Source organism: Streptomyces sp. BV286, assembly GCF_019090165.1.
Taxonomy (GTDB): domain Bacteria; phylum Actinomycetota; class Actinomycetes; order Streptomycetales; family Streptomycetaceae; genus Streptomyces.
Genome location: NZ_JAHRIB010000045.1, coordinates 23,421 through 38,904, shown reverse-complemented (window position 1 = coordinate 38,904; position 15,484 = coordinate 23,421). Strand labels below are relative to the sequence as shown.

The following is a 15,484-nucleotide window of genomic DNA, read 5'->3' as shown; positions in this document are numbered from 1 at the left end:
GATGACGTCCCCGTACCCGCAGAACCAGCAACAGCAACAGCACCAGCAGCCCGTCGGCGAGGGCGACTACGTGCTCGGCGCGCTCGGCGGCATGGGCACCCCGGTCGACGGCTCGGGCCTCACCCGGCTGGATCTCGAAGGGCCGCACGTCCTGTGGCTCGTCGCGGCCGGGGCCATGGACCTGTTCGCCGTGGACGCGGCCCAGCAGGGCCACTGGCACCACCTCGGCCGGCTCGAAGCGGGCTCGCTGCTGCTCGGCCCGGTCGCGGGACCCCAGCACACGCTCGTCGGCAGACCGCTGCGCCAGTGCGTCCTGCGCCGCGTCGAACTGCGCGAGCTGCACCGGCCCCCGCAGACCGACACCTGGACGTACGACGCGTACGGCAATCCCCAGTACGTTCCGCCCGCCACCAGCCCGCTGGAGTACGCCCTCTCCCTCGGCGTCGGCCGGGGCCTCGCCATCCTGTTCGAGGCCCCCCTCGCGACCGAGAGGGACGCGGCGCCGACCGACGACGACGTCCTGTGGATGCAGGTGCCGCCGGGCAGCGTGCAGTACGGCTCCCTGTACGGCGCCGAGGCCGCGGCGGACCTGCTGGTCGACCCGGCGATGTGGCAGGCGATGGTCGACCAGCAGTACCGGCTGCTGGCCACGCTCGACCGCTGGATCGAACAGCTGGAGCGCTCGCACGAGAACCGGACGGCCGCGGGCATCAAGGCGGGTGAGGCGGTCCGCGCCCAGGCCGACCGCACCCTGCTGGCGTCCATATCCAAGAGCCCGGGGTCCCGTCCGGGCGCGGCCGACGCCGATGCCACGTATGCGGCCTGCGTGCTGGTCGCCCGCGCGGCCGGGATCACCCTCGCGGACCCCGCGCGGGGCGGCGCGGAGAGCGACCGTCTCGACCCGGTCGAGCGGATCGCGCTCGCCTCCCGGGTCCGGGCGCGTGCGGTGCGCCTCGACGGGCGCTGGTGGCACGACGACGTGGGCCCGCTCGTCGGACACCGGGTCGCGTCGGGCACTCCGGTCGCGCTGCTGTGGCGGCGCGGCGGCTATGCGGCGGTCCATCCGTCGAGCGGCCGGGAGACGCCGGTCGAGAAGGCCAACGCGGCGGAGTTCGAGCCGCGTGCGGTGATGTTCTACCGGCCGCTGCCCGAGCGCGGGCTTAGTCCGCTGCGGCTGCTGCGCTTCAGCCTCAGGGGCACCGGCGGGGACATGCGCAACCTCGCGATCAGCGGTCTGGTGACGGTGGCGCTCGGCGCGCTGGTGCCGATCGCGACGGGCCAGGTGCTGGGCGAGTTCGTCCCCAAGGCCCAGGAGACGCTGATCGTCCAGCTCTGCCTGGCCATCATGATCGCCGGCGTGGTGTCGGCGGCGTTCATGCTGATGCAGAACCTCACCATGCTGCGGCTGGAGGGCCGTATCGAGGCGACACTGCAACCGGCGGTGTGGGACCGGTTGCTGCGGCTGCCCACGAAGTTCTTCACCTCCCGCTCCACCGGTGAACTGGCCAGTGCCGCCATGGGTATCAGCGCCATCCGCCGCCTCATGGCGGGCGTCGGACCCGTCGTGGTCCAGTCGGTCACGGTCGGCGCGATGAACCTGGGCATCCTGCTCTGGTTCAGCGTCCCCCTGGCGCTCGCCGCGATCGGCATGCTCGTGGTGATCGCCACGGTTTTCCTCGGGCTCGGCCTCTGGCAGGTGCGCTGGCAGCGCCGGCTGATCGTGCTGAGCAACAAGCTCAACAACCAGGCCTTCCAGACCCTGCGGGGCCTGCCGAAGCTGCGGGTCGCGGCGGCGGAGAACTACGCGTACGCGGCCTGGGCGGGGGAGTTCGCGCGCAGCCGTGAACTCCAGCAGCGGGTGGGGCGGATCAAGAACCTCACGACGGTGCTGGGCTCGGTGTACCTGCCGCTGTGTTCGCTCATCATGTTCATGCTGCTGGCGGGGCCCGCGCGGGGGTCGCTGTCGGCCGCGGCCTTTTTGACGTTCAACACCTCGATGACCATGCTGCTGACCTCGGTGACCCAGCTGACGGGTTCCTTCGTGTCGATGGTCGCCGCGCTGCCGATGTTCGAGGAGATCAAGCCGGTTCTCGACGCGACGCCCGAGGTGCGCGTGGCGAGCACGCGTCCCGCCGAGCTGTCCGGTGCCATCGAGGCGAAGAAGCTGTCCTTCCGGTACACCGACGACGGGCCGCTGGTCCTCGACGACGTGTCGTTCGCGATCCGGCCCGGCGAGTTCGTGGCGGTCGTCGGCCCCAGCGGCTGCGGCAAGTCCACCCTGCTGCGCCTGCTCATCGGCTTCGACCGGCCGGTGTCGGGCAGTGTGCTCTACGACGGCCAGGACCTGGCCGCGCTCGACCAGTCGGCCGTACGCCGCCAGTGCGGTGTGGTGCTCCAGCACGCGCAGCCCTTCACCGGTTCGATCCTGGACGTCATCTGCGGCACGGAGCCGTACACGCCCGAGGAGGCGATGGCCGCCGCGGAGATGGCGGGGCTCGCCGAGGACATCAAGCTCATGCCGATGGGGCTGCACACCATCGTGGCGGGCAGCGGCGCGATCTCCGGCGGCCAGCGGCAGCGCCTGATGATCGCCCAGGCGCTGATCCGCCGGCCGCGCATCCTCTTCTTCGACGAGGCGACCAGCGCCCTCGACAACGAGACACAGCGCACGGTCATCGAGAGCACCCGCGCGCTGGATGCCACCCGCGTGGTGATCGCGCACCGACTCTCCACGGTCATGGACGCCGATCGCGTCATCGTGATGGAGGACGGCCGGATCGCCCAGCAGGGCCCTCCCGCCCAGCTGCTGGCGGACACCGGCGGGCGACTGCACGAGCTGGTGCGCCGGCAGATGCAGTAGGAGCCCAGGGAGGGGCACCGGGCCCGCCGGGCCGCTCAGAGCCGGACGTCGGGGCCCGCCGCCCCGGATGTGACGCCCCTCTCGCTAGCGAAACTTTGTCGTTTCGATGAAAGTGGTCTAACCTCGAAGAGTACGAAACAGTTTCGTTTACGTACTCTCCGTTCCGAGCGAACTTTCCCTGGAGTGGTGCTCCCATGTCCAAGACCCAGACCCTGTCCGAAGGCGCCCGCAAGGGCGCGCCGGACTCACCGGGCACGGCCGCCCCGGCGGCGAACCGGTGGTGGATCCTCTCGATCATCGGCATCGCGCAGCTGATGGTGGTGCTGGACGCGACCATCGTGAACATCGCGCTGCCGTCGGCCCAGGCCGACCTCGGCTTCTCCGACGGCAACCGGCAGTGGATCGTCACGGCGTACGCCCTCGCCTTCGCCTCGCTGCTCCTGCTCGGCGGCCGGATCGCCGACCTCTTCGGGCGCAAGCCCGCCTTCCTCATCGGTGTCGCCGGGTTCGCCGGAGCCTCCGTGCTCGGCGGCGCGGCGAACAGCTTCGGCATGCTGGTCACCGCGCGCGCCCTGCAGGGTGTCTTCGGCGCCCTCCTCGCACCCGCCGCGCTCTCCCTGCTGAACACGACGTTCACCGACGCCAAGGAACGCGCCAAGGCGTTCAGCGTGTACGGCGCCATCGCCGGTGCGGGCGGCGCGCTCGGACTGCTGCTCGGCGGTGTGCTGACGGACGCGCTGGACTGGCGCTGGACCCTGTACGTCAACATCGTCTTCGCAGTCGTCGCCTTCGCCGGCGGCTGGGTCCTGCTGAACAACCACCGCGACGCCGCGAACTCCAAGCTGGACCTGCCGGGCGCGCTGCTGGTCTCCGCCGGTCTGTTCTCCGTGGTCTACGGGTTCTCCAACGCCGAGACCCACGACTGGACCTCACCCGAGACCTGGGGCTTCCTGGTGGCGGGCGGAGTACTCCTGACGGTGTTCGGCTGGTGGCAGACCCGCTCCGCGCACCCGCTGCTGCCGATGCGTGTCCTGCTGGACCGTACCCGCGCGGCCTCGTTCATCGCCGTCCTGGTGACCGGTGCGGGCATGTTCGGCGTCTTCCTCTTCCTCACCTACTACCTGCAGCTGAACCTGGGCTTCAGCCCGACGAAGACCGGTGTGGCCTTCCTGCCGATGATGGCGGCCCTGATGGTCATGGCGCAGGTGTCGACCACGGTCCTGGTGCCGCGCATCGGACCGAAGGCCGTCATCCCGGCCGGCTTCGCGCTCGCCGCGGTCGCGATGGCCTGGCTGACCGGAATCGGGGTCGACTCCGACTTCTCGACCGCCGTGCTGCCGCAGCTGATCCTGATCGGCGCCGGCCTCGGCATCGTGATGCCGCCCGCGATGGCCCTGGCCACGAGCGGGGTCGCGGCGGAGGACGCGGGGGTCGCCTCGGCGACGGTGAACACCATGCAGCAGGTGGGCGGTTCCATCGGTACCGCGCTCCTGAACACCCTCGCCGCGAGTGCCGCGACCGGCTACCTGTCCGGCAAGGACGCGACCGACCCGATGGTCCGGGCCCGGTCGACGATCGAGAGCTACACCACCGCCTTCTGGTGGTCGGCCGGCTTCTTCCTCGCGGGCGCGGTGATCGCCTTCCTGCTCTACCGCCGCGGGGTCCCCGAGCAGGACCCGGACGCCGCACAGGTCGTCCACATGTGAGTCCGCCACAAGCCGAGGGGCCGCCGTCTTCAGGGAGACGGCGGCCCCTCCGCGTGTGCCGGAACCGCCTGTCAGCGGCGCGTGCCGACGCCGACGAGGCTGCGCTCGTACGGGTCGAGCAGCACACCGCGCACCTTGGCGCCCACCCCGGTGATGATCCGCTGGTGGACCAGCGGCACGACGGCGTCCGTGCCGAGAATCGCCGCTTCGGCGGTCATCGCCGCGTCCTGCCGCCTCGCGGTGTCGGTGACCTTCCCGGCCTCGGCGACGGCCTTGTCGACCGTCCGGTCGCACAGCTGCGCCAGGTTGTAGCTGCCGTCGCACGTGTAGTCGCCGGCGAGGATGGAGACGGGGTCGCCGGTGTCGAGCATGGTGTTGCGGGCGGAGACGAACGCGTCGAACTTCCCGGCCAGCGCGTCGCTCTCCAGCCGGGAGTACTCGCGCACCTCCAGCTCGACCCTGAAACCCGCATTGTCCAGCTGCTGCTTCAGCACCTGCGCGACCTCGGGCAGTTCGGGCCGGTTGTCGTACGTGGCCACGGTGATCGGCGTGCCGTCGGCCGCCGCCGCCCGTGCCCTGCCGACCGGTTCGACCCTCTTGTCGGCCGCCCAGGTCAGGGCCGGCCCGTAGATTCCGGCGCCGGGCCCGGCATGCCCCTCGTAGACGTCCTTGGCGAAGACGGAGGTGTCGATCGCCTCGCGGGCGGCGGCCCGTGTCCTCGGGTCCTTGAAGGCGCCCGACCTGCTGTTCAGGAGGACGCTCGTGGTGCGGGTGGTGGCCGTCTCACGGCGGGCGGCCTCGTCGAGGGAGGCGGCCTGCGAGACGGGCACGGCCTCGGCGATGTCGACCTCGCCGGTGCGCAGCGCGTTGGTCCGGGCGGTGCCGTCGGCTGTGAACCTCGCGTCGACGCCGGAGGCCTGGGCGCGGCCGCCCCAGTAGTCGTCGAAGCGGTCGAGGGTGGCGGCGGTGGCGCCGGTGACCTTGGTGAGCTCGAAGGGGCCGGTGGCGGTGCCGACCGGGCTGACCCGGCCCTTCCTCGCGTACGCCTCGGCCGACAGGACGACCAGGCCGGGGCTGGACAGCCGCAGCGGCAGCGCGGGGTCCGGGTCGGCGGTGCTCACCCGCACGTTCCGGCCGCCCGCCGCCTCGGCGGTGAGTTCGACACCGGACAGGGCGGCGGTCGGGGGCTCGGCGCCCGCGGCCCGGGTCAGGGACGCGGCGACGGCCTTCGGCGTGACCTCGGTGCCGTCCTGGAACGCGGCGTCCCGCACGGTGAACAGCCAGTCGCGGTCGTTCTCGCGGCGCCACGACTCGGCGAGCGCGGGAGCGGCGGCGCCGTTGGCGTCGAGCCGGGTCAGGCCCTCGGTGACGCCGAGCCTGCTGAGGAGGGTGGCGTCGGCGCCGTACGGGGAGAGGTTCTCGGCGGGCGGGAAGGCGAGCGCGACCTTCAGCCGGGAGCCTGCCGAGCCGCCGGAGGACGCGTCACCGCCCTCGGAGGCGAAGCAGCCGGTGAGCAGGGGGGCGAGCAGCAGGCCGGCGAACAACCGGCGCCGGGGCGGCGCAGAGCGCATGATCTCTTCAATCGTGGGGGGTGTACGGCGTGCGAGCGGGACGCGTCGTCAGGGCAGGGGGACTTCGAAGTGCAGGGTTCCCTGGCCGCCCGGTTCCTCGCGTTCGTCGTGGACCGCCTTGCCCAGCGAACGCCAGAACGCCTCGGCGCCGGGCACCGTCGGGTCGGTGTGCAGATAGGCGGCGTGATAGCCGCCGTCGGTCGCCGCGAAGTCCAGCAGCCGGCCGACGAGCTGCCGGGCCAGGCCCTGCCTGCGGTCACCGGGGCGGACGTACACGCGACGCAGCTGGGCGGTCACTCCCGAGGGGTAGCGCTCGGCGAGGTGGCGCGGGTTGGGCGGGTGGGCCGGGCCCCGGGAGTCGAGCGCGGCCGTCGCGGCCACCGACCCGTCCCGCTCGTCGACCGCGACCAGCAGGGTGTGCCGGACGGGCGTGAGGTAGGCGCCGCCGAGGTCGATGATGTCCCGGTGCCAGCGCGGTACGTACCCGGTGCCGAAGTCCCGGTACACGGTGTCGAGCATCACCGACCGGGCGCCGTCGAGATCGTCGGGGGTGGCCGTCCTTATGCAGTAGTCACGCACTTGCACATCATATGCATTAAGGCTGGGCGGGCCCGTCCGGGGTGAGGCCGTCACCGCGCCACGACCCTTTCCACACGACCCACACATGACCGTCGGGGCCGTGGTGCACGTTCAGTCCGTCGACGACGGCGAGCAGCGGCAGGTTCTTGGCGCCGGACGGATCGCCTGCGTCCAGCGAGACCGCGACGTCGTCGGTGGCGGCCACGGTGATGCCCGAACGGTCCGCGGTGAGGACGATCCGGCAGGTGTCGGCGGCGCTGCGCGCCAGCAGACACCTGCTCACGGAACAGCCCGCGTCGAGGACCGGGGAGACGAACGACAGCGGGGCGTCGATCACCTGCGTCACCGCCACGGCGGCCGCCTCGGCGGCGAACTCGCCGTCCGCACGGGAGAAACGGGCCGTGAACTCCATCTCGCGGACGGGTTCCATGGGGCCGCGCTCGGTGAGCAGCGCGGGCCCGTCCGACGAAGCGCGTACCGGCGTTGCCACCGCCACCCCTCCTTGGCCAGACAGTCGTACGTACAAATGGTGCGGCCTGGGACTGGGGCAGCACGGCGACTTTACGGCCACAACACCCGCGTGAACAGGTCAGGTTGAACAAACACAAAGACCAAAAGTCAACTACTGCCGCTGAAATTCACCGAGTTGAGTGAACCGGATTGCGCGGTCCGCCGGCCTGCGCGCTCGTCCGGCCTCCTCAGCCGCTTCCTTGGCCGTTTCCCTCCCCCGGCGGAACGTCCTCCCGCGTCCCGTCCGGGAAGCGGATCACCACCGTCCCCTCGGGAGTGACCAACGCGGCTGCCTGCGCCCGCAGTTGCCCGGGTTCGCAGGGCCGTGCCGGGTCGGCGTCGAGGACGACCAGAGTGACCAGGACGTGGACCCCGCCCGGGTGCGACGGCAGCCGCAGGCAGGGAGTGGCGGAGTGCTCGCCGTAGGCGTTGACGGCCCGCCCGGCTGAGACCGTGCCCCGCGGCAGGTCGCCGGAGCCGGGCCCGCCCCAGCCGTGCAGGGCGACGAGCGCGCTCGTGAGGCCGTCCGCTCGACGCGCCGAGGCCCATCCGGGCCCCGTCTCCTGCAGCGGTGGCCCGCTGTCGTCGGCCACGGCCCACCCCCCTTCGCGCACGACGGCTCCGGCCGGTCCCTCGACCCGGTGCACGCGTACCTCCCAGGGCCCGTGGACCACGCTGGTCGTCTCGATGCGGTGCCCCTCCCCCTCCCCGGACCCCGGCAGGACGGCCCGGTGCCAGGACGCCGCGCGGCGCCCCGCCACGCCGAGAGGATGGATCCGGCCGCGCCGCGAGGCCGCCCCGTCCGGCGCGAGCAGGGCGATGTGGTTGTCGGGCCCTGCCACGGAACCGTCCGCCGCGGTGTCGGGAGCCGTGGCGCCGGAGTACGCGAACTTCGCGTAGTGCGGGCTGTCCTCGGCATCGGCCGGCGGTGGCGGCAGCCGGTCGCTGCCGTGGTTGACGAGCCGCACGATCCCGTCGGCGGCGGTCGAGTGGAGCAGCCAGCCCGGCGCGGGCAGCGCCAGGTACGCGTCGGCCGTCTCCACCGGCCCCGGCTCCTCGCGCGCCGTCCACACGGGATGGCCGGCGGGCAGCAGCAGGCCGAGGAACGCCTTGCTCGCCCAGTACGGCGAGGCGGGTCCCGAATAGCGCTGGGTGACCGGAAGGAAGGGCCGGTACCAGCCGAGGCTCAGCAGTCCCCGCTCGTCGGGCACCCCGCGCTCGGCGAAGTGCTTCAGCGCGCCCGAGGCGAGCCGGCGTGTACGGCCGGGCGGCAGGGGGGTGGCGTCCGCGAGCGCGCCGGCCCACAGCGGGGCGGCCGTCGCGTAACGGTAGGTGAGAGAACGGCCCTGGTGGACGGGCGCGCCGTCGGCCCCGAAAAAGTACTGGTGGGCGCCGATGAACTCACGCAGCCGGGCCCTGTGGACGGCTGTCAGCGCGGTGTCCGCGCGGGACCCGGCGATCCGCGCCCACAGCACCGGGTAGAGGTGCAGCGCCCAGGCGTTGTAGTAGTCGAACTTGCGGCCGTCGCCGTCGGTGTACCAGCCCTCGCCCCGGTACCAGTCCTCCAGCCGTGCCAGTCCCCCGTCGATCTCCGCACGGCTGTGCGGGGCTCCCACGGAGGCGAGGAACTCCTCCGTGACCACCTGGAAGAGCCGCCAGTTCGAGTCGTTGGTCTCGGCTCCGACGAACCCGCCGAGCCAGGCCGCCACCCGCTGGCGTACCCCGTCGTCGAGCCGGTCCCAGATCCACGGCCGGGTCTCGTGCAGGGCGATGGCGATCGAAGCGGCCTCGACCATGGGCTGGCCCCGGTCGGTGATGGGCGGCCAGCGGTCGGCCCCGTCCGGGTCGGTACCGGCGGCCAGGCCGGCCGCGTACCGCTCGACGAGGTCCGGCGGGACGCGGCCGTCGGCACCCGCGATCCGGCAGGCGGCGAGCAGGAACGAACGGGCGTACCCCTCCAGGCCGTCGGACCAGGGTCCGGAGTGGCCGGCCCGGCCGGGCAGCCGGTAGTGCGCCGACTCCTGTGACGCGTAGGGGCGCAGGGCGTCCAGCAGGCGGTCGGCCATCGCCTCCCAGTGCGCGCGGGTCCAGCCGGTGACCGGTGACAGGGCGGGGTCGGGGGGCGGCATGCGGGAGGCGTGCGTCGAACCGGTGAGCGACACGTGCGGCGCGGTCATACGGGGGTGGGTCCTCCGTCAGTGAGGGCGTTCGGGCGCGGTGGCGTCGGGCGGGGGCGGCTGGACGCTGTCGCGTACGACGATGTGGGTGCCGAGCAGATGGTGGGCGCCCGCGGCGTGCTCGGGGTCGCGCAGGGCGATGCGTACGGCGGCCCGGCCGAGCTCCTCGGCCGGGGTGCGCACGGTGGTGAGCGGCGGGTTGAAGTCCTCCGCGAGCGGGATGTCGTTGTAGCCGACGACCGAGAGGTCGTGGGGCACGCGCAGTCCGGCGTCGGAGATGGCCCGCAGCACTCCGGCGGCGACCATGTCGTCCCCGGCGAAGACGGCGGTGAAGTCCGGTGTCTCCTTCAGGAGTTGAGTCATCGCGCGATGGCCCGCAGCCCGGCCGAGTCCGCAGTCGACGACGTGCGCGGCCCCGGCCGGCAGGCCGTGCTCGGCGAGCGCGGCCCGGTACCCGGCGACCCGCGCGTCCAGGGCCGTGTTGCCGGGCAGCCCGCCGAGGAAGACGATCCTGCGGTGGCCCGCCGAGAGGAGATGGCCGGTGATGGCGCGGGCACCGGCCTCGTTGTCGAACTCGACGACGAGCGCCGGGATGCCGGGGTCGGGCGCAGGCCGTCCGCACAGCACGAGGCGCGCGCCGGACGAGTCGAGGGCCTGGGCGTAGTGCGCCACCCGCTCCCGGTAGGCGTCGTCCTCGACGACCCCGCCGACCAGCACCACCAGCCGGGCGCCCTCCTCCCGCATCAGCTGCACGAACTCCAGCTCGCGCTGCGGGTCCCCGCCGGTGGTGCCGACCAGGCACAGCCAGCCCCGCGCGGCCGCTTCGGCCTCGACGCCCTCGGCGACCTGCGCGTAGAAGGGGCTCGTGACCTGGCGCAGGACGACGGCGACCATCTTGCGTCCGCCGCCGACGAGGGCGCGGGCGTGCGCGTTGGCGACGTAGTCGAGGTCGCGGGCCGCGCGCAGCACCCGGGCCCGGGTGGACGCGGGCACGGGGTGGTTGCCGCTCAGCACGCGCGAGACGGTAGCCATGGACACGCCTGCCCGCTCGGCGACCTCGCGGATGGTCACGCGCCGCTTCGCCGTCGGCTCCGCCTCTGCCATGTCGTTGCCCATGTCCCCCGCGTCTCCCCTCACAGCCGCCCGACGTGCCACGTCAGTTGTTGGCGGCGTAGTCCCTGGCGAACTCCTCGGCCATTCTGTCGCCACCGCGCTGGCGCCACTTCTTGACCGTCGCGTCCCACTCGGACAGTGGTGTCCGGCCGGCGACGATCCCGGTGGCGGTGTCCTTGAGGAGCGTGTCGAGGGTGGTGCCCCGGGAGGTGTACGTCGAGGACTGGAGCCCGTACGAGGCGTTGCGGATGGCTGCCGGAACGGTCTTCGTCTGCCAGGCGTGCAGGGCCTTCACCGCGTCGGGCAGCCCGGGCACGAACAGCACCTGGGGTCCTTCGGCGAGGTACTTGAGCGGCAGGTTGGTGTTGTTCTCGACCTGGCCGAGGTCGCTCGGTTCGGGCGAGCCGTCCTCGGCCCGGGTGAAGTGGGTGCCCTCCAGTCCGTAGTGGACGAGCTCCCACTCCTTGCTGCCGAACGGCGCCGCGAGGTAGTCGAGGACCCGCAGCAGCAGCTGGATGCGCTCCTTCTTCGCCTTCTTGAGGATGGTGTAGCCGAACGAGCGGCGTGCCGCGACGATGCCGCCGGGGGTACCGCCCACGCTGTACGGGAGGGCGGCCGCGGGTGTGAACTTCCTTGTCCTGTCGAGGAACTTGGGGAGGTAGCCGCCGAACCCGTCCTGCACGGAGCCGACCGTTCCGTTGAGGTAGAGGGCGATCATGTCCGGCTGGGAGATCGAGGTGGCGTCGGGGTGGTAGGAGCCCGCCTTGCGCAGCCGGAGCTGGAAGTCGAGCATCTCCTTGTAGCGGTCGTCGGCGGCGGACGGGAGGAACGTGCCGTCCTTCTTCACCGACCAGCCCCGTGCGCTGACGCCGTGGGCCGCGGAGTGGAAGCCGTCACCGAACGCGGACCCGACCGCCGCCCCCAGGGCGTACTTCCGCCCGCTGGTGCCCTTCCTGGCGACCGCCGCGAAGTCCTGGTCCGTCCAGCCCTCCTTCATTCCGGCGTCCTCGAAGTACTCCTGGTTGAGCCAGAGCGTGGAGCCCGGCAGCGGGCGTTCCAGGGGGATGCCGTAGATCCGGCCGCCGATGCGGCCCATGTCCCGCCAGGCGTGGGTGGGGATGTTCGCGAGGTTCGGATGGTCCGTGACCGCGTCGCCGGACAGGAACGGGGTGAGGTCCTCGGCGCGGCGCTGGACGAACTGGGCCTCGCGCGGCAGCGCGAACCCGGAGAAGATGTTGATGATGTCCGGCAGTTGACCGGGGTCACCCGCCATGACGGTGGCCATCTTCTTCTGGTAGTCCGCCTGCGAGATGACCGTGTACTCGATCTTCACGCCGAGCGCCTTCTCCACGGCCTGCCAGAACCGGTTCGACGAGGCCGGCTTCGGCGGTGTGCCGAAGGACACCGACATCACCTTGACCGTGGAGCCGTCCCCGGGGGTGCGGGAGACCGACTTCGCCAGGTCGGCGGGGTAGGACGTGTAGCCGGGCTGGACACCTTCCCCGGTCGGCGCCAGGTCGGGCCTCGGCCCGGCGAAGGCCTTGTACGCGGGCCAGGGCGCGAGGTCCTTGCCCGCGTTGGACACCCCGTCGTCGCCGGACTCCGTGGAGCAGGCGGTCAGGGCGGTCGGAGCGGCGAGCGCGAGAGTGCCCACGGCGGCGGTACGCATCAGGGCACGGCGGGACATCGATGAACCGGACATACGTGTCTTCTCCCAGCTCTGGACGACTGGCTGTTGACGGACGGCTTGGTGGAACTGGTGAAGCGCGGTGCAAAACGGCACCCCCCATAAGGGGCGCGGGGACTGCGTGGCCGGCCGCAACCGGCCCGCACCCGGAGCGCCGCACCAGCGAGGCGCTCAACTCTTGATGGCGCCGGTGAGCACGCCCTTGGTGAAGTACTTCTGCAGGAAGGGGTAGACGAGCAGGATCGGCACGGTGGCGATCACCAGGACGGCCATCTGCACGGTCTGCGGGGCGTTCACGGCGCCCTCGCTGGTGGCGCTGTCGGTGAGTCCCGATCCGGCCACCACATAGGTCCGAAGCACCTGTTGGAGCGGCCAGTGGTCGCTCTCCAGGTACAGCGAGGCGTAGAACCAGGAGTTCCAGTAGGCCACCGCGTAGAAGAGGCCGACGACCCCGAGGGCCGCCTTCGACAGGGGCAGCACGACGGACCACAGGACCCGCCAGTCCCCGGCGCCGTCCAGCCGGGCGGCCTCGTACAGCTCCTCGGGGATCGACTGGAAGAAGCCGCGCAGGACCACCAGGTTGAACACGTTGATCAGCACGGGAAAGACCAGCGAGCCGTACGAGTCCAGCAGACCGAGCTCCTTGACCAGCAGGAAGCTGGGGATCATGCCGGGTGGAAAGAGGAACGTGAACAGGACGAGGAGCAGCATGGGCCGGCCGCCGAACACCCCGGGACGCGCCAGGGCGTAGGCCAGCGTCACCGTGCAGAAGAGGCTGAGCACCGTGCCGACGACGGTCACTCCCGCGCTGACACCGAGGGCATGGGTGACGATGCCGCCCTCGAAGATGTCGCTGTACGCCTTGGTGGTCGGGTTCGTCGGCCAGAGCACCCAGCCGCCGTTGTCGACCACCTCCTTGGGCGAGGCGAGCGAGGTGGAGAGGATCACGAGGAACGGCACGCACACCAGGAGGACCACGGTGGTGAGCGCAACGGCTTTCGCGGCCTGGGTCACCGGCCCGGGCTTCTCCATCCAGGCGGGCCTCACGTGTGCGCTCACTTGTAGATCCCCTGTTCGCCGAGCCGGTGGGCGACCTTGTTGGCCGCGTAGACGAGGAGCGCCCCGACCACGCCCTTGAAGAGGCCGGCGGCGGCCGCGTATCCGTAGTCGCCGCCGACCAGGCCCTGGTAGTAGACGAAGGTGTCGATGACCTCCGCGGCCTCCGGGCCCACCGCGTCACGCTGCAGGAGCATCTGCTCGAAGCCGACGGAGAGGATGTCACCGAGACGCATGATGAGGAGCAGCACGATCACCGCCCGGATCGCGGGCAGGGTGACGTGCCAGAAACGCCGCCAGGGTCCGGCGCCGTCGATGGCGGCGGCCTCGTACTGCTGCTCGTCGACCTGGGAGAGCGCGGCGAGGAAGATGATCGTTCCCCAGCCGGCGTCCTTCCAGATCACCTGGGCGACGGTGAGCGGCCGGAAGGCGTCGGGGTTGCCGATGATGTCGACGGTGCTCAGGCCCGCGTCGCCGAGATAGCCGTTCACCAGGCCGGTGTCGCCGAGGACCTGCTGGAACAGGGCGACGACGATCACCCACGAGATGAAGTGCGGCAGGTACGCCACCGACTGCACGAAGCGGCGGACCGTGCTCCAGGTCAGGGTGTGCAGCAGCAGGGCGAGAGCCAGCGGCACGGGGAAGTAGAAGACGATCTGGAGGACCGCGATCCAGAGGGTGTTGAGGACGGCGTCCCAGAACTCGGTGTCCTGGAACATCCGCTGGAAGTTGCCGAGGCCCACCCACGGACTGCCCCAGATGCCGTCGAAGGGCACGTAGTCCTTGAACGCGATGACGTTGCCGGCCAGTGCCCCGTAGTGGAACAGCAGGAAGTAGCCGAGCCCCGGCAGCATCAGCAGGAAGAGCGTCCGACCGCTGCGTCGGTGAAAACCTTTTCTTTCCTTACGCACGCCGTTCGGGTGTCGACGGGAAGGGGTCACCGCCTCCGTACCTGCACTGTCCCGCACCTCCACGGCCACGGGCCCTCCTCACCTCTGGTTGTCGGGTGAGGGGAAATTAAAACGTTTCCAACGCGGGGTCAACACCTCTGACACACACGGCCCGTTGAGCCTGGCAGGGCACGCCTGCCGACCTGCGGAGATCTATTGAAACGTTTTCCGTCGGTGTTCGAGATACGCGTCGAGGGCGGCCGAGCCCCGCAGCCGGGTCAGGCTCCGGCGGTGCAACTCGCTCTCGCGTCCGGCTAGTTCGGTCCGGACGCGCTCGGGGCTGCCGCCGGAGCGCAGCTCGGACAGCAGCGAACCGATGGCGGTGAAGGGGTGGTTGCCGCGCCGGAGGAGGACGACGATCCGCGCCAGCCGGACCTCGGACGCCGAGTAGCGGCGGTATCCGGTGGACTTCTCGCGGGTGGGTCGCAGCAGGCCGCGGGTCTCCCACAGGCGCAGCACGGGGGTGTGGACGCCGACGACGTCGGCCACCTCCCCGATCCGCAGACCACCGCGGTCCGCCGGCAGGGTGCCGAGCGGGGGCAAGGCGCCCAGGACCCCCAGGGCCTCGGCGAGTTCGCCCCGCTCCCGGTGGAGTTCGGCGTGGCTCGCGTCCAGTGCGGCGAGGGCGCCCTCCAGGTCGCCGCCGTGCACGGCCCGCATGATGACCCCCGTCGTCGGCCAGCCGTGACCGGCGGCCAGCGCGCGGGCGGCCGTGAGCGCGTGGGCGTGCACGTCCGTGAACACCCGGTAGCCGCTTTCCGTGCGCTCCACGGGCGGCAGGAGGCCCGTCTCGACGTAGTTGCGGACCTGCTGCGTGGAGAGACCGGCCGCCCGTGCGAGATCGACGGCCCGCAGTCGCTCGCCCACCGCTGACTCCTCACACCGTCCCTGAAGCCACATTTGAGGGTTTCAGAGTACGACGTGGCTTCGGCCTGGAGCAGAGGCATCCCAAGTCTCACAAAGCAATTCAATGAAACGATTGAAGGCAGGGCAGGCGCCGCGCCACGTCATGGAAGGGCGGCGCGGCACGCAGAAGCAGAGGCAGAAGCAGCAGCGGAAAAGGAGCGCTCGGTATGAAGTTCACTCTCGAGGTCGACATGGGAGACACCGCCTGGGACGGGAACGCCGCCCGGGAACTGGGGCGGATCCTGCGCTACTGGGGCGGGAACCTCCAGCACTACGAGCTGAAGCCGGGCGACGGGGCGGCGATCCAGGACTCCGGTCACCACGAGGTGGGGGCCTGGCGCATCAGCGCTCCTCAATGACGCCAGGGCC

Annotated in this window: 12 protein-coding genes; 3 read left to right on the top strand and 9 right to left on the bottom strand. The window is 71.5% G+C overall.

From position 1 onward, the window contains the following. The first annotated feature begins 1 nt into the window (after window position 1). Window positions 2-2,860 (top strand): NHLP bacteriocin export ABC transporter permease/ATPase subunit, encoded by a 2,859-nt coding sequence (locus KUF83_RS06075; RefSeq protein ID WP_217453513.1) that lies wholly within the window; start codon window positions 2-4, stop codon window positions 2,858-2,860. Between the two features lie 194 nt (window positions 2,861-3,054). Next, on the top strand, window positions 3,055-4,566 hold the full coding sequence (locus tag KUF83_RS06070; RefSeq protein ID WP_217453512.1) for an MFS transporter: 1,512 nt from the start codon (window positions 3,055-3,057) through the stop codon (window positions 4,564-4,566). Between the two features lie 71 nt (window positions 4,567-4,637). Here KUF83_RS06070 and KUF83_RS06065 read toward each other — a convergent pair whose 3' ends face one another. The 9 genes from KUF83_RS06065 to KUF83_RS06025 form a co-directional block, all read right to left on the bottom strand. Next, window positions 4,638-6,137 carry an ABC transporter substrate-binding protein gene (locus KUF83_RS06065; protein ID WP_217453511.1) on the bottom strand — a complete coding sequence of 500 codons (1,500 nt, stop codon included), beginning with the start codon at window positions 6,135-6,137 and terminating at the stop codon, window positions 4,638-4,640. 48 nt (window positions 6,138-6,185) lie between these two features. Further along, window positions 6,186-6,716, bottom strand: a complete 531-nt coding sequence (locus tag KUF83_RS06060; protein ID WP_217453510.1) for a GNAT family N-acetyltransferase — start codon at window positions 6,714-6,716, stop codon at window positions 6,186-6,188. A gap of 16 nt (window positions 6,717-6,732) precedes the next feature. After that, a complete protein-coding gene (locus KUF83_RS06055; RefSeq protein ID WP_217453509.1) occupies window positions 6,733-7,206 on the bottom strand; it encodes a hypothetical protein in 474 nt (157 codons plus the stop codon). A 208-nt stretch (window positions 7,207-7,414) separates the two neighbouring features. Further along, window positions 7,415-9,403 carry a DUF2264 domain-containing protein gene (locus KUF83_RS06050; protein WP_217453508.1) on the bottom strand — a complete coding sequence of 663 codons (1,989 nt, stop codon included), beginning with the start codon at window positions 9,401-9,403 and terminating at the stop codon, window positions 7,415-7,417. Between the two features lie 18 nt (window positions 9,404-9,421). Continuing rightward, window positions 9,422-10,519, bottom strand: a complete 1,098-nt coding sequence (locus tag KUF83_RS06045; protein WP_217453507.1) for a LacI family DNA-binding transcriptional regulator — start codon at window positions 10,517-10,519, stop codon at window positions 9,422-9,424. Window positions 10,520-10,559: 40 nt separating this feature from the next. Beyond that, the gene (locus KUF83_RS06040) at window positions 10,560-12,218 is read right to left on the bottom strand and encodes an extracellular solute-binding protein (protein WP_217453506.1); all 1,659 of its coding nucleotides are present in this window, start codon (window positions 12,216-12,218) and stop codon (window positions 10,560-10,562) included. 156 nt (window positions 12,219-12,374) lie between these two features. Continuing rightward, window positions 12,375-13,262, bottom strand: a complete 888-nt coding sequence (locus KUF83_RS06035; RefSeq protein ID WP_217453505.1) for a carbohydrate ABC transporter permease — start codon at window positions 13,260-13,262, stop codon at window positions 12,375-12,377. Beyond that, a complete protein-coding gene (locus KUF83_RS06030) occupies window positions 13,259-14,113 on the bottom strand; it encodes a sugar ABC transporter permease (RefSeq protein WP_217453548.1) in 855 nt (284 codons plus the stop codon). The genes KUF83_RS06035 and KUF83_RS06030 overlap by 4 nt, the downstream gene beginning before the upstream one ends. A 249-nt stretch (window positions 14,114-14,362) precedes the next feature. Further along, the gene (locus KUF83_RS06025) at window positions 14,363-15,076 is read right to left on the bottom strand and encodes a MerR family transcriptional regulator (RefSeq protein ID WP_308402921.1); all 714 of its coding nucleotides are present in this window, start codon (window positions 15,074-15,076) and stop codon (window positions 14,363-14,365) included. A 206-nt stretch (window positions 15,077-15,282) separates the two neighbouring features. Here KUF83_RS06025 and KUF83_RS06020 point away from each other — a divergent pair, with 206 nt between their 5' ends. Continuing rightward, a complete protein-coding gene (locus KUF83_RS06020; RefSeq protein ID WP_217453503.1) occupies window positions 15,283-15,474 on the top strand; it encodes a hypothetical protein in 192 nt (63 codons plus the stop codon). Window positions 15,475-15,484: the final 10 nt, after the last annotated feature.